Origin of the sequence: Clostridium massiliamazoniense (genome assembly GCF_001403635.1) — a bacterium.
GTDB classification, from domain to species: domain Bacteria; phylum Bacillota; class Clostridia; order Clostridiales; family Clostridiaceae; genus Sarcina; species Sarcina massiliamazoniense.
This window is the reverse complement of the sequence record NZ_LN879468.1, coordinates 1,979,577-1,993,592: the sequence shown is the minus strand read 5'-3', so window position 1 is coordinate 1,993,592 and position 14,016 is coordinate 1,979,577. Positions and strand designations below refer to the sequence as shown.

Below are 14,016 nucleotides of genomic sequence, written 5' to 3'. Positions count from 1 at the left end.
ATTATTAGGAAATATTAACCGTATTATATAAAATAAAGAAGAGAAGAGAAAATAGTGAATCAATCCAAATTTTAGATGAAATTATCTAGGAATAGGTAACTTTTAACTTAGGCTTATAGTAGATTAAAGTATTAAAGAGAGTAGTTATAAGATAAAATGTTTCACGTGAAACATTAAAAAAATAATTCCAATTAAGCAATAATATACTTTAAATATGTTATTTTTGACTATATAATATTTATGAGGGAAGGGAGGTGAACATCTCAATACGTAATAACGTTTTGGGAGTGCCATGAAGACTATATGTGTTTTTAATCAAAAAGGTGGTGTTGGTAAGACTACCACTAATATAAATATATGTTCTTATTTAGCAACTTTAGGTTATAGAGTATTAGCAATAGATATGGACCCACAAGGTAATACTACTAGTGGTCTTGGTATAGATAAAAGAAAGATAGATAAATCAATGTATAACATTCTAACAGAAGATTCAAAATTAAAAGATGTTATAATCAAAAGCCAATTAGTAGACAAGTTACACGTTGCTCCAGCAAATATGGACTTAGCAGGCGCAGAAGTTGAAATGATGGGAACAGAAAAAAGAGAATATATACTATTAGAAAAAATAAAAGAAATTGAAAATGATTATGATTATATCTTCATAGATTGTCCACCATCATTAGGAATGTTAAGTTTAAATGCTTTAGTAAGTTCTAATTCGGTATTAATTCCTATTCAAGCGGAATATTATGCTTTAGAAGGGGTTAGTCAATTGATAAAAACTATAAATTTAGTTAAAAAGCAATTAAATACTTCTTTAGAAGTTGAAGGTGCTATAATGACTATGTATGATAGTAGAACTAATTTAAGCAATGAAGTTTATAAAGAAGTAAAAAGTTATTTTAATGAAAAACTTTATGTTTCAACAATACCAAGAAATATAAGGTTAGCAGAAGCACCAAGCTTTGGATTACCAATAGTTTTATATGATGATAAATGTAAAGGTGCAGAAGCTTATGAAGCTGTAACAAGGGAATTCCTTAAAAGACAGGGAGTGGATTTATAATGGGTAAAAAATTTGGTTTAGGAAAAGGCTTAGGGGCATTGATTCCAGAGGAAATAGAAAATAACGAAGTTATTAAAGAAGATAAAAATAATATAAAAATGGTTGATATATTTAAGGTGAAAGCTAATGTAGAACAACCAAGAAGATTTTTTGATGATAATAAAATAGTAGAATTAAGTCAATCAATAAAGGAACATGGAATAATACAACCTTTAATAGTACAAAAGAATGATGATGATACATATAAAATTATAGCAGGAGAAAGAAGATGGAGAGCAGCAAGAGTTGCAGAGTTAAAAGAAGTTCCTGTTATAATAAAGGAATTATCTAGTGAAGATTTATTGCAAGTATCATTGATAGAAAACATACAAAGAGAAGACTTAAATGCCATTGAAGAAGCTTTAGCCTTTAAAAAATTAATAAAAGAATTTAAGTTTACCCAAGATAAATTAGCACTTAAAATAGGAAAGTCTAGAGTATCTATAGCTAATACTATGAGACTTCTAAATCTAGATTCTAGAGTACAAGAGTATATAATACAAGGTGTTATCTCTGAAGGTCATGGCAGAGCTCTATTAGCTTTAAAAAATGATGAACAATATAAGATGGCCCAAAAGATAATAGATGATAATTTATCAGTAAGAGATACTGAAAAAATCATAAAAGCTTTATTAAATAAAGATGATAAAAAAGAAGAAAAAGAAAAAGAAATAGTATATAATCCATACTATAAAGACATCAAGGACAGATTACAGGATTACTTTGGGACAAAGGTTAGCATAAATAACAATAATAAGAATAAGGGAAAAATAGAAATCGAATATTATTCTGAAGAAGATTTACAAAGAATTCTGGATATCATAAACATTTAATGTTTCACGTGAAACAAATTCAGAAAGGATGAGAAAAGTTTGAACAATATTACATCAATAATGGAGCCAAATCTTATTTATATAGTTTTAGGGATAGGTGCATTTGCAATTTTAGAATTTATATTAATATTAATTTTATTTACAGGATTAGGAAAAAATAAGAAAAGATATAATAAAATGATGAGAGGGGAAAATAACAAGAGCTTAGAAGAAGTTATTAGTTCATCATTAGATAAGATAAATAAAGCTGAAGCAAGTGCATCAGGACTTGCAGAAAGATTTGAAAAATTAGAAGTAGGTATAAAATCATGTGTTCAAAAAGTTGGAGTTATTAGATATAAAGCTTTTGAAGATGTAGGAAGTGATTTAAGCTTTTCAGTAGCATTATTAGATGGAAATAATGATGGAGTTATAATAACAGGAATTTATGGTAGAATGGAAAGTACTACTTATGCTAAACCAGTAGATAAGGGTATATCAAGGTATGAATTATCAGAAGAAGAAGCTAAAGCTTTAGAACAAGCAATGAATAAATAATTTTAAAATAGGGATGTATCAAGTTAAAAGGTACATCCCTTTCTTTTTATTCTATTATATTTTCAATTTTTAAATCTAATAGTTGATCTTTATTGTAACCAAGAGCCTGAATTAAAAATAAATGAATACCATAATAGATTGAGTCTGCAATTTTCATTACTGTATATAGACGAGTATTTTGCAACACCATAAAATCTAGATTGCTAGATATATTAACAATACCTAAAATACTAAGGTGTCCAACTTTGGGCAAATTTTTGTTAAATGCTATTCCGGGAGTAAGTGGAGCTTTTTGAATTATTATTTTACCAACATTATTTATAGAACCTAAACAGGCATCTATAGCTATTATATAGGGGTTCTTAATTGTTGATTTGATTTCTTCGATTGTATCTGAAAGATTTTCAGCATGAACTGGTTTTTCTAAAGTACCATAAATGTGAATATTTTTTCTTTTTAAGTTAATAAGTTTATGACCAATTAGAGGACCTAAAGAATCACCTGTAGAACGATCTGAACCTATGCACAAAAATACTAAATTTTTTTTAGCTATTATTTGTGATTTTAAGTTAGAGTATAGAAAATCTTTTACCATGAAAGATGATTTTTTATCTATTGCATCTATATATATTTTCTTTTCCATAAAATCACTCCTTTTTTGAATTATTATCCAAAAAAGAGTTATTTATACTATAATAAGTTAACTTTTTTCAGTATGTTGTAAGAAACTATAAGAAATAAACAAAAGATTATTCCTATAAAACCCTGAATTTGAAGTCCTATGAACATAGCAGCTAAGGAGGCTACTGGATGTATTCCGAGGGAAAAGGACATTATTTTAGGTTCTATAATTTGTCTTAATAATGATATTAATCCATAAAGAGCTAGAAGTGATATAGCTACAAAATAGTTTCCTTTTATAAAATAAAAAATAGCAAGAGGAATATAAACTAACGCTATACCTAATATAGGCAATATATCTAATAGTCCAGCTAAGATACTTAAAAATAAGGAGTAATTAATTTTTAGAATAGAAAATCCTATAAAAGTAATAGATGTAGAAATTAAAATTATTACTAAATAAGCTATAAAATAATTTAAAACATTTTTTCTTATTTCTAAAAATATATTTATTATTTTTTCTTTTCTATTAGGAAAGACTCTTTTTAAATATTCATAGCTATTAAATGAAACCATTTTTTTTGTGAAAAAATAAGTAGATATTATAGTACAGATGAAAGCTATAGCAGCAGAAGGTATATATCCTAGAAAATGAATTAACCATTGAAGTAGTGCTGAAGTGGAATTAAGGGCTGCTGTTATAAAGGTTTTTAGTGATGAAAAAATATTTGTTTTTATTAGATTTAATATTTCATTATCAACAGTTATTAGGAATTTAGAGTTTAATATGTTTAAAGTATCTATAATATCTTCAGGATTTATATTAAGTAAACTTTGAAGAGATTTTGTTAAATTAATCATCTCTGATACTAATACAAAGATTATAGAAATTGTGAAAGTGAAGATTAAGAGAAAAAATATAATGGTAGAAATTAAAGAAGCAGACCAATTGTTTAGCTTTAATTTAGTGATTAAATACTTTGTTGGGTATTTTAATAGGTATGCAAAAATTAAAGCTAATACAAATGGAAAACTAAATTTTAATGTACTAAAAAAAATTATAAAGCCAAGGCTATATAATATGAAAAAGATACCTAGTTTTTCAAAACGCTCTAAAATAAAATTTACCTCCTAGTTAAAGTTTATTAAGTGCATCTACAAGAGTATCTATATCACTAGTTGAGTTAAAGTAGCCTAAACTAATTCTCACAGAGCCATTAGGGAATGAACCTAGGGTTTTATGAGCAAGTGGAGCACAGTGAAGACCTGTTCTTGTAATTATATTGAATTCACTATCTAGTATAAAACCAAGCTCTGATGGATCTATATTTTTTAAATTAAAAGGTATGGTTGAAGTTCTATCATAATAATTTTTTGAGCCATAAATAGTTATATTATTCATATTTAATAATTTTTCTAAGGCATACTTACATAGAAATTCTTCTTTTTCTCTAATTGTATTAATACCTTCTTTATTTATAAACTCAATCCCCTTTGTTAATCCTATAATTCCAGGAGTATTAGGAGTACCAGATTCAAATTTATCTGGAAGTATTAGAGGATGCTCTAAGGAATAAGATGAACTTCCAGTTCCTCCTGTAAATAGAACATCCATAGCTTCATTAATTTTATCATCAATAATAAATCCACCTATGCCTTGTGGTCCAAATAGAGATTTATGTCCAGTAAAGGCTAAGGCATTGATATTTAAATCTTGTATGTCTATAGGGATAACTCCAGCAGTTTGTGCACTATCAACAATAAAGAATATGTTTCTTTCCTTACAAATAGCACCAATTTCTTTTATTGGCTGAATAGATCCACAAAGATTTGAACTGTGTGAAAGAACTATAACCTTAGTTTTATCAGTTATTTTTTCTTTAATGCTTTCAACAGAAACAAAGCCTTCCTTTGAAGCTTCAACAATATCTAAAGAAATATTTTTTTCTTTTTCTAATCTAGTTAAAGGTCTAAGAACTGAATTGTGGTCCATAGTTGAAGTTATAACATGCCAATTTTCCTTTACTAAAGAATTAAGTATTATATTTAATGATGATGTTATATTACTTGTAAATATTACATTTTCAGATTTGGGGAAATTAAAAAAGTTACTTATAGTTTCTCTTCCTGTATAAATAACTCTATTTCCTTTCATGGATAAGGATGAAGAACCTCTAGAAGGATTTCCACCACTATTAATCATGTAATCACTCATAGAGTTAACAACTTCAATTGGTTTTGGAAATGAAGTTGCTGCATTATCTAAATAAATTGTATTCATATAATTTTTAACCTCATAAAAAATATTTTTTTATTATCTAAAAGTTTTGCAAATTCTATTATAGTAAGTAAAATATAAATATAGTAAGATGCTTATTTTTAGATTAGAGATAGTTTTAGTTGAATTAAGTTTTAGTTTATAAAAATCTATCTTTAAAATAATAATAACACTAAAGTATTTAGTTTTAAAATACCTTTAGATAGTAAAGAAATTTTGAAAGGAAAATAAAAAATGAATTTTTTTATAATGGTTTTTAATAATACACATGAAGCTATGTCAGGGGAAAAAATTATGAATGAAAATGAAATAAAAGCTATGGTTATGCCAACTCCAACATATATAACAAAGAGTTGTGGTATAAGCTTAAGATTCCCTGAAAGTGAAATAGATAAAATTGAAACTTTAATAACTGATGAAAAAATAAAATTTAAAAATATATACATAAGAGATGAAAAGGGCTTTAGATTATATAAATAAGTAGTTATTGATTGAAGGGGGAAAATTAAATAGTGTTTTTAGGGGAAGTTATAAATAGTGAAAATAGACTTATGGATATTGGACTTGGAAAGTTCAAAATAAATCTTGATGCTTTAGATAAATATATTTATAAGTTTTTTTGGTCTGTAGTAGTTTTAATTATAGTTTTATTTACTATAAAATTTGGAAATAAAATTATAAATAAGATAGTAGAAAAACAAATTGCAGCAAATAGCAAATTTTCAATGGATGAAAAAAGAGCAAATACCTTAGGGTCTCTATTAAAAAGTATATTAAGATATAGTGTATATACTCTTGGCATAGTAACTATAGTGGGGATATTTGCTGGTGGTTCAATTCAGTTAACTATTTTATCATCCATTGGGGGAGTTGCCATAGGTCTTGGAGCACAAGGATTTATTAAGGATTTAATAAATGGTATATTTATTTTGTTTGAAGATCAGTATGCAGTTGGAGATTATGTTACTATTGATAAATATAAAGGTATAGTTGAAACCATAGGACTTAGGTCAACAGTATTAAGAGACTTTTCAGGAGATCATCATATAATACCAAATGGTTTAGTGACAACAGTAACTAATCATACTAAGGGCAATGTTCAAATAAAGGTTGAAATAGAAATTGCTTATGAAGAAAGTATAGACCATTCCATCGAGGTAATAAAAAGGGTTTGTGACAAATTTGCGGAGTACAATAGTGATGTGGTAACAAAGCCAAGAGTTATTGGAGTAACTGCATTTGGTCCATCTGGAATGACCATCAAAGTTCTTGGTGATGTTAAACCAATGACACAATGGGCTGCAGAAGCAGAATTAAGAAAAATGATAAAAGAAGAATTGGATAAAGAAGGTATAGAAATACCTTATAATAAATTAAAAATAGTTAATGAAGTTCAAAATGTTTAGGAGGTTTTTCTATGATAGATAAGTTTGATTTAGGCGATATAGTTCAAATGAAAAAAATGCATCCTTGTGGAACTGATAAGTGGGAAGTTATAAGAGTAGGTGCAGATGTAAAAATAAAATGTACAGGATGTAAAAGAATCGTTATGTTACCTAGAAGTAAGTTCCAAAAAAACGCTAAAAAGGTAATAGAGAAAGCTGAGAATTAGTATTAATGATAATTTAAAAGCAAAATTTTTGAAAAAATGAAAAATTATTTTCAAGTTACTTAATAAATTAAACTTGAAATAGCAAAATAAAAGTGATAGAATATTGTATTGTAAATCCCTGCTGTGTAAAACACGGCCAGAGTCCATAGGGAGGAGGTGTAGATAATGAGAAAGTACGAAAATATATTTATAGCACACCCATCACTAGACGAGGAAGCTGTTAAAGCTTTAATCGAAAAGTTCAAAGGTGTTATAGAAGCTGGTAACGGAACTGTTGACAACGTTGATTTCTGGGGTAAGAGAAAACTTGCTTACGAAATAAAGAAAGTTAACGAAGGTTACTACACTTTAATAAACTTCACTGCTGACACTGAATTACCAAAAGAGTTAGACAGAGTATTCAGAATAACTGATGGCGTTTTAAGACACATAATCGTTAGAGAAGAGAAGTAAGAGGTGATTATTGTATGAATAAGGTTATACTTATTGGCAGACTTACAAAAGATCCTGATTTAAGATTTGCTGCTGGTAGCGGTACTGCTGTTACTAGATTTACAGTTGCTGTAAACAGACAAATGAAAAGGGATGAAGCGGATTTCATAAATTGCATAGCTTTTGGTAAGACTGGGGAAACAATAGCACAATACTTAACTAAAGGCAGACAAATAGCTATTAATGGTAACATTAGAACAGGAAGCTACGATGCTAAGGATGGTACAAAAAGATATACTACAGAAGTTGTAGTAGAAAATTTTGAATTCATTTCTGGTGATGGAGGAGCTTCTAGAGGTGCAAATTCATTCGGTATGGATAACAACATGGGTGGAAATGCTTTTGATACACCAGATAGTTCATTTAGCCACAATTCAAACGATGATATGATGCCAATAGATGATGGAGACATTCCGTTCTAATTCAAAAAAGTAAGGAGGTAGGAAAAATGAGCAGAGAAATGAGAAGAGGAAAACCAAGAAGAGCAAGAAGAAAAGTTTGTTCTTTCTGTGTAGAAAAATCTACTAACATAGATTACAAAGATGTACCAAAATTAAAGAAGTACATCACTGAAAGAGGTAAAATATTACCAAGAAGAATTTCAGGAACTTGTGCTAAGCACCAAAGAGAGTTAACTGAAGCTATAAAGAGATCAAGAAACATAGCATTATTACCATTTACAACTGAGTAAAATGCTTTTTAGAGCCCCTAACATTAGTTAGGGGTTTTTTATTTAAATAAAAAGCTTTTTGTTGCATAAATATATGAAAAAAACTAAAATTAATATATAGAGAATGGGGAGATAGGGGGATTTTATGAGAAAAGATGATTTTAATATAATGGGTAATATTAAGGCTATAGAAGAATTAAAGGCACAACTACTTTGTATAATAGGAGAATTATTTAGCATATTAACTAAAGGGGCATCAGCAACAAAGGATGCTATAGTAGATTGTATTGGGTCAATAATAATAGTTTTATATGTATTAGCTGAGAAACTTGGCTATAGTTCTATGGAAGTTGATGAGAGTGTTAAAAAAAGTTTGAAAATGGCCATAATAGAAGATGATGTTTTAGAAAAAGACGGGGGAAGCCTTAGTAAGTTATTAAGACACTTTAAAAATAGATATTAAAATATAAATAAACATAGGAGGAACAATGAAAGATAGCACAGGAGCAAGGGCTATAACTGATTCAGCAGTATTAATAGCATTAACATTTGTAATTATGTTAATAGGTAATTTCTTGGGTTTTACTATATTAATGGTAGCTATAGCATTTATCCCGTTGGCATTAATTTATGTTAAGCATAATTTAAAGTTGTGGGCTGTTGGAAGTATAGCCTCAGCAATATTACTTAGTTTATTTACGGGTATAATTAATGGAGTTGTTTCGGCGATTCCTGTTGTGATATTAAGTTTTGCTTATGGTCATTCTATTAAAAAAAATAGAAGTAGTGGAAGTACATTTTGTATGTTAATAATAGGGAGTTTAATATCCTTGATTATAAGTATAAGTATATATATATGATTCTTAATATAAGTCTAACAACTTTTATACAAAAATATATTATAGATTTATATAAACCGATGATGGCAGAATCAGCAAAATTATTAGGTGATAAAGCTAATAATATTAATCAATTGAGTAGTTTTTTTACTATGAAAAATATTTTAATAATAATGCCAACAGTACTTATTATATATGCATTTATAATGGCTTTAGTAAGTATTATTATAGCTAATAATATTTTAAAAAGATTAAATTTTAAAGTAAATCAAATAGAGTCTTTTAGTAGATGGTATATACATCCCATAGTTGCATTAATATTAGTAATAGTAAGTATATTTGGAATAATATTAGCTCAGAATGGGTTAAATATAGGAAATAGCATTATTTTTTCTTCCATGATGTTACTTTTTGTTATTTATTCTATGGAAGGGTTAAGTCTGATTTATTTCTTAATAGAAAAAAATTCTCCACTTGGGAATTTAAGAGCTATACCAGTTATGCTGGTTATAATCATGATGTTTACTGGGGCAATAGGAGTATTATTTATGGGGATATTAGGACTGATTGACTTGATAATGGATACAAGAGGCATAAATAAGAATAGTTTAATGAAAATAATAATGGAAAAGGTTGAATAACTATTGTTATTAAAAGTGGAGTTTTAGAGGAGAAATTTATGTTTTCAAAAATTAAAAGTAAATCGCCAATATATATAATTACTTCCATAGTGATTTTAATACTTATTCTTTTAGGATATAAGAATGATTGGATATTATTTGTTATAGTATCAGTGGCGTACATTATCCTTTTGACTTTAATAGTATGTTATACCAATTGTAATTTTAAGGACTTTAAAAGAGATACAATTTCTATGTCTAAAAACTTAGAAGAAGGTATTAAGGATAATGTTTTAAATTTTGTTTATCCTGCTTGTATTATAAGTGATACTGGAGAAATTAGATGGGTTAATGAAAGGTTTAAACAGGAATTTGCTAATAGTGATATAATAGGTGAAAATCTAAAGTATATTTTAAAAGAGATTAACTTAGAGACTATAATAAAGGGAAAAAAAAATACAAGTCAAAATTTAAAAATAAAAAAATCTATATATGAGGTTTATGGTAAAAAAATTTATTGTAGTGATAAAGACCAAAAAATCTATATATTAGTGAATTTTAATAAAATAATACCAGCTAATAAAGTAACTAAACAAAGCGTTGTTTTAATAGAAGTAGATAATTTAGAGGAAGTTATAATAGATATAGAGCAGGAAAATAGACCTATGTTTTTAGCTGAAATTGAAAAAAATATAAACAAATATGCTGATTCATTAGGTGCAATGATAGCAAAGTATGATGATAATAAATACGTATTATCAGTATTAGATTCTGTAATAGATAAAGAAATAAGTAGAAAGTTTGATATATTAGATAAATTCAGGGAAATTGATTTTTACAATAAGGTATCAGTCACATTAAGTGTTGGAGTTGGTAGGTATGGTGGAAATCCACAAGAAAACCAAATGTATGCATTTAAAGCCTTAGAATTGGCTCTTGGGCGAGGTGGTGACCAAGTTGTTATAAAAACAGACAAGGAATTTCAAATCTTTGGAGGGAATGCAAGAGAAAAAGAAAAACGTACAAGAGTTAAAGCAAGGGTAATAGCTCATGCTTTAAAGGATTTAATATATGAAAGTGATTCTGTATTTATAGTTGGTCATAAAAAAACAGATATGGATTGTTTTGGAGCTGCTCTAGGATTATCAGCTACTGTAAGAGCTTTAGGAAAAGATTGCAAAATAGTTCTTGAAGATAATACCAAAACAGTAGATAATTTTATTAAAGACTTAACTGAATTGCAAGATTATAATGATATTATAAGTGATTTTAAAGAAGCTAAGAAAGTTATAACAAATAAATCTCTTATAATAGTAGTTGATGTTCATAACGAAAGTTATATCTCAAATTTTGAATTTTTGAGGAATTGTGATAGAGTAGTTATAATAGATCATCACAGAATATCCACTGATTATATTAAAGGTGCATTATTAAACTATATAGAGGTTTATGCATCATCTACATCAGAACTAATAACAGAAATGATACAGTATATGCTTGAAAAACCTATGCTTAAAAGGATTGAAGCAGAAGCTTTACTTGCTGGAATTTGTTTAGATACAAAGAATTTTACTTATAAAACCGGAGTTAGAACTTTTGAAGCAGCAGCTTTTCTAAGAAAATTAGGTGCTGATACTGTAGAAGTAAAAAAAATATTTGATAATGATTTGGGAAGCTATTTGATGAAGGCAGAAGTAATTAAATCTGCAAAAGTTGTTAATGGAATAGCTATAGCTAAGTGCCCAGAAGAAATTACTGATACGGCTTTAGCTGCTCAAGGAGCAGATGAGTTGTTAACTATAAGCGGAATAAGTTGTTCTTTTGTTTTTGTAAAATCAGGAGAAGATATATATTTGAGTTCTAGATCTCTCGGAGAAATAAATGTTCAAGTGATAATGGAGAGATTAGGCGGCGGTGGTCATATGACCATGGCTGGAACTAGATTTCATAATATTTCAATGGATAAAGCTATTGAAATGTTGGAAGATGTTTTAAAGGAATATTTAAAGGAAGGTGAATAATAATGAAGGTTATATTATTAAAAGATGTTAAAGGATTAGGTAAAAAAGGAGATATTGTTAATCCATCAGATGGATATGCAAGAAACTTTTTATTCCCTAAAAAGTTAGCTCAGGAAGCTACAGATAACAACGTTCACGTTTTAAATGTTAAAAAAGAAAATGAAAGAAGACAAAAATTAGCTGAAATAGAGGCTGCTCAAAAATTAGCAGCAGAATTAAAAGATAAAGTCATAAAAATAGAAGGTAAAGCTGGAGAAAATGGAAAGTTATTCGGAGCTATAACAAGCAAAGACGTAGCAGAACTTATAGAAAAACAATTTAATGTAAAAATAGATAAAAAGAAAATAACAATGGATACAATAAAAGTAGCAGGAACATATATAATAGACGTTAAGTTATACCCTGAAGTATCAACAAAAATGAAAGTAATGGTTGTTCCTGTAGCATAAGGGGGATTATAAATTTGAAGACTATAGATAAAAATAAAGCTATACAATATTTGATGGAAGATGGTCTTAGTCTAGGAGAACAAGTAGATGTCCTTTTTGATGTAGCAGCAAAAATGCTAGATGAGGGAGCTATTAGAGCTAGAACTATAAGATTTAAACTTCAAAAATATGTAGATTCAGAAAATGCTTATGAAAAGTTATATGCACTAAATGTAATAGTTTCAGAAGGCAAAGGAATAAAAACTGTTCCAACAGAAGATGAAGTAGAAAAAGTTTTAGAAGAGACTTGTGCTTTTATGTCTGGAGAACTTGCTAAGAGATATTTAAAGAAAAAAATAACCGGTGAAGTTAACAGAGCTCTTGAAGAAAAGCAAGAAAAGTACATGGATGAAATGAGACTTGAAATAATAAAGAAAAAGAAAGGACCTGAAAATGCAGGGACTTTAAAGAAATTAGAAGATTTAGAAGCTTTAGATAATAGAGTGCCAAATAAAAATATCATGTCATTATTAAGACCTGATATTTTTAAAGAAATTGTAGGGCAAGAAAGAGCAATTAAATCATTAATTTCAAAATTAGTATCACCATATCCACAACATATAATTCTTTACGGACCTCCAGGGGTTGGTAAAACAACTGCTGCTAGAATAGCTTTAGAAGAAGCTAAAAAAATAAAGCAATCAGCATTTGATGATGATTCAAAATTTGTTGAGGTTGATGGAACTACTTTAAGATGGGATCCAAGAGAAATATCTAACCCACTATTAGGATCAGTTCATGATCCTATTTATCAAGGCAGTAAAAGAGACCTTGCAGAAATAGGAGTTCCAGAACCAAAAACAGGATTAGTTACAGAGGCACATGGTGGAATCTTATTCATAGATGAAATTGGAGAATTAGATTCATTCTTACAAAATAAATTATTAAAAGTTTTAGAAGATAAAAGAGTAGAATTTTCATCATCTTATTATGATCCAGATGATAAGAATGTTCCCAAATATATAAAATATTTATTTGATAATGGAGCACCAGCAGACTTCGTATTAATAGGTGCAACAACAAGAAGTCCTGGAGAAATAAACCCAGCTCTTAGATCAAGATGTACAGAGGTTTATTTTGAACCTTTAAATGCAGCTGACATTGAAAAAATAGTTACAAATGCAGCTAAAAAATTAGGTGCAATACTAGAAAAAGGTGTAAATGAGCTTATAGCTAGATACACAATAGAAGGTAGAAAAGCTGTAAATATCTTAGCTGATGCTTACGGACAAGCACTTCTAAGAAGCAAGAGTGCAGAACCTAAAAGAGTAAAAGTAATGCTTAAAGATGTTGAAGAAGTTCTAAGTGTGGGTAGATTCATACCATACGAAAGAGCAGAAGAACTAGATGGAAGAGAAATCGGAAAGGTTTCAGGTTTAGGTGTTGCTGGTTTCTTAGGTTCAACTTTAGAAATAGAAGCTGTTACATTTAAAGCTAAAAAACCTGGGTCAGGACATATAAGATTTAATGATACAGCTGGGTCAATGGCAAAAGACTCAGTATTTAATGCTGCTTCAGTTATTAGAAGAGTAACTGATAAAGATATAAAAGATTATGATATTCACGTAAACGTAGTTGGAGGAGGAAAAATAGATGGTCCTTCAGCTGGTGCAGCAATAACACTTTGTATTATAAGTGCTTTATTAGAAAAGCCTATAAGACAAGACTTAGCTGTAACAGGAGAGATATCTTTAAGAGGGCATATTAAACCTGTTGGTGGAATATTTGAAAAAATATATGGAGCTAAGAGAAAAGGTATAAAAATCGTTACAGTACCAAAGGATAACGAAAGAGAAATACCTAGAAATCTTAAAGATATAGAAGTAAAAGCAATAAGTGACATAAATGAGTTATTAGACATTGCATTTAACTAATACCACAAATTTTAATTTGGCTGGTA

16 protein-coding genes and 1 pseudogene are annotated in these 14,016 nt (G+C 28.4%); 14 read left to right on the top strand and 3 right to left on the bottom strand.

The features are described from left to right. Positions 1-292 precede the first annotated feature (292 nt). The 3 genes from ARA19_RS16400 to ARA19_RS16390 are packed head-to-tail and all read left to right on the top strand — an operon-like array spanning position 293 to position 2,475. Complete coding sequence (locus tag ARA19_RS16400) at positions 293-1,066, top strand: ParA family protein (protein ID WP_055071989.1); 774 nt, start codon at positions 293-295, stop codon at positions 1,064-1,066. Then, on the top strand, positions 1,066-1,938 hold the full coding sequence (locus tag ARA19_RS16395) for a ParB/RepB/Spo0J family partition protein (RefSeq protein ID WP_055071988.1): 873 nt from the start codon (positions 1,066-1,068) through the stop codon (positions 1,936-1,938). Before ARA19_RS16400 ends, ARA19_RS16395 begins: the two co-directional genes overlap by 1 nt. A gap of 39 nt (positions 1,939-1,977) precedes the next feature. After that, positions 1,978-2,475 (top strand): DUF4446 family protein, encoded by a 498-nt coding sequence (locus tag ARA19_RS16390; RefSeq protein ID WP_055071987.1) that lies wholly within the window; start codon positions 1,978-1,980, stop codon positions 2,473-2,475. Between the two features lie 46 nt (positions 2,476-2,521). Here the strand turns inward: ARA19_RS16390 and yyaC are convergent, their stop codons facing one another. The 3 genes from yyaC to ARA19_RS16370 are packed head-to-tail and all read right to left on the bottom strand — an operon-like array spanning position 2,522 to position 5,377. Next, entirely contained in the window at positions 2,522-3,118 is a 597-nt protein-coding gene (gene yyaC, locus ARA19_RS16385) for a spore protease YyaC (protein ID WP_055071986.1), read from the bottom strand. 47 nt (positions 3,119-3,165) lie between these two features. Continuing rightward, positions 3,166-4,179 carry a sporulation integral membrane protein YtvI gene (ytvI, locus tag ARA19_RS16380; RefSeq protein ID WP_278321709.1) on the bottom strand — a complete coding sequence of 338 codons (1,014 nt, stop codon included), beginning with the start codon at positions 4,177-4,179 and terminating at the stop codon, positions 3,166-3,168. Between the two features lie 52 nt (positions 4,180-4,231). Continuing rightward, the gene (locus tag ARA19_RS16370; RefSeq protein ID WP_055071983.1) at positions 4,232-5,377 is read right to left on the bottom strand and encodes an aminotransferase class V-fold PLP-dependent enzyme; all 1,146 of its coding nucleotides are present in this window, start codon (positions 5,375-5,377) and stop codon (positions 4,232-4,234) included. A gap of 231 nt (positions 5,378-5,608) precedes the next feature. On the opposite strand from ARA19_RS16370, the gene ARA19_RS16365 reads away from it, so the two are divergent. The 11 genes and pseudogenes from ARA19_RS16365 to lonC all read left to right on the top strand — a co-directional run bounded on the left by ARA19_RS16365 (position 5,609) and on the right by lonC (position 13,990). After that, positions 5,609-5,854 (top strand): putative Se/S carrier protein, encoded by a 246-nt coding sequence (locus ARA19_RS16365; RefSeq protein ID WP_055071982.1) that lies wholly within the window; start codon positions 5,609-5,611, stop codon positions 5,852-5,854. A 32-nt stretch (positions 5,855-5,886) separates the two neighbouring features. Beyond that, a complete protein-coding gene (locus tag ARA19_RS16360; protein WP_147574417.1) occupies positions 5,887-6,780 on the top strand; it encodes a mechanosensitive ion channel family protein in 894 nt (297 codons plus the stop codon). A gap of 11 nt (positions 6,781-6,791) precedes the next feature. Next, positions 6,792-6,986: a DUF951 domain-containing protein gene (locus ARA19_RS16355; protein ID WP_055071981.1), complete on the top strand. Its 195-nt coding sequence runs from the start codon at positions 6,792-6,794 to the stop codon at positions 6,984-6,986. A gap of 165 nt (positions 6,987-7,151) precedes the next feature. Further along, entirely contained in the window at positions 7,152-7,439 is a 288-nt protein-coding gene (gene rpsF, locus ARA19_RS16350; RefSeq protein WP_055071980.1) for a 30S ribosomal protein S6, read from the top strand. 14 nt (positions 7,440-7,453) lie between these two features. Beyond that, complete coding sequence (locus ARA19_RS16345; RefSeq protein ID WP_055071979.1) at positions 7,454-7,900, top strand: single-stranded DNA-binding protein; 447 nt, start codon at positions 7,454-7,456, stop codon at positions 7,898-7,900. A 26-nt stretch (positions 7,901-7,926) separates the two neighbouring features. Beyond that, a complete protein-coding gene (gene rpsR / locus ARA19_RS16340) occupies positions 7,927-8,169 on the top strand; it encodes a 30S ribosomal protein S18 (protein ID WP_055071978.1) in 243 nt (80 codons plus the stop codon). A 124-nt stretch (positions 8,170-8,293) separates the two neighbouring features. Continuing rightward, the gene (locus ARA19_RS16335) at positions 8,294-8,611 is read left to right on the top strand and encodes a MazG-like family protein (RefSeq protein ID WP_055071977.1); all 318 of its coding nucleotides are present in this window, start codon (positions 8,294-8,296) and stop codon (positions 8,609-8,611) included. 25 nt (positions 8,612-8,636) lie between these two features. Continuing rightward, positions 8,637-9,628, top strand: a pseudogene (locus ARA19_RS18335) (DUF2232 domain-containing protein). Positions 9,629-9,666: 38 nt separating this feature from the next. Next, positions 9,667-11,628 carry a DHH family phosphoesterase gene (locus tag ARA19_RS16320; protein ID WP_055071974.1) on the top strand — a complete coding sequence of 654 codons (1,962 nt, stop codon included), beginning with the start codon at positions 9,667-9,669 and terminating at the stop codon, positions 11,626-11,628. Between the two features lie 2 nt (positions 11,629-11,630). Beyond that, a complete protein-coding gene (rplI, locus tag ARA19_RS16315) occupies positions 11,631-12,077 on the top strand; it encodes a 50S ribosomal protein L9 (RefSeq protein ID WP_055071973.1) in 447 nt (148 codons plus the stop codon). 14 nt (positions 12,078-12,091) lie between these two features. Further along, complete coding sequence (gene lonC, locus ARA19_RS16310) at positions 12,092-13,990, top strand: Lon family ATP-dependent protease (protein WP_055071972.1); 1,899 nt, start codon at positions 12,092-12,094, stop codon at positions 13,988-13,990. The last annotated feature ends 26 nt before the right edge of the window (positions 13,991-14,016 follow it).

Excerpts from the sequence above, each read along its gene's own strand:
- ARA19_RS16400 (WP_055071989.1), top strand. The coding sequence starts at position 293 with ATGAAGACTATATGTGTTTTTAATCAAAAAGGTGGTGTTGGTAAGACT.
- ARA19_RS16345 (WP_055071979.1), top strand. The coding sequence starts at position 7,454 with ATGAATAAGGTTATACTTATTGGCAGACTTACAAAAGATCCTGATTTA.
- ARA19_RS16365 (WP_055071982.1), top strand. The coding sequence starts at position 5,609 with ATGAATTTTTTTATAATGGTTTTTAATAATACACATGAAGCTATGTCA.
- ARA19_RS16370 (WP_055071983.1), bottom strand. The coding sequence starts at position 5,377 with ATGAATACAATTTATTTAGATAATGCAGCAACTTCATTTCCAAAACCA.
- ARA19_RS16335 (WP_055071977.1), top strand. The coding sequence starts at position 8,294 with ATGAGAAAAGATGATTTTAATATAATGGGTAATATTAAGGCTATAGAA.
- yyaC (WP_055071986.1), bottom strand. The coding sequence starts at position 3,118 with ATGGAAAAGAAAATATATATAGATGCAATAGATAAAAAATCATCTTTC.
- ARA19_RS16355 (WP_055071981.1), top strand. The coding sequence starts at position 6,792 with ATGATAGATAAGTTTGATTTAGGCGATATAGTTCAAATGAAAAAAATG.
- ARA19_RS16320 (WP_055071974.1), top strand. The coding sequence starts at position 9,667 with ATGTTTTCAAAAATTAAAAGTAAATCGCCAATATATATAATTACTTCC.
- rplI (WP_055071973.1), top strand. The coding sequence starts at position 11,631 with ATGAAGGTTATATTATTAAAAGATGTTAAAGGATTAGGTAAAAAAGGA.
- rpsF (WP_055071980.1), top strand. The coding sequence starts at position 7,152 with ATGAGAAAGTACGAAAATATATTTATAGCACACCCATCACTAGACGAG.
- ARA19_RS16395 (WP_055071988.1), top strand. The coding sequence starts at position 1,066 with ATGGGTAAAAAATTTGGTTTAGGAAAAGGCTTAGGGGCATTGATTCCA.
- rpsR (WP_055071978.1), top strand. The coding sequence starts at position 7,927 with ATGAGCAGAGAAATGAGAAGAGGAAAACCAAGAAGAGCAAGAAGAAAA.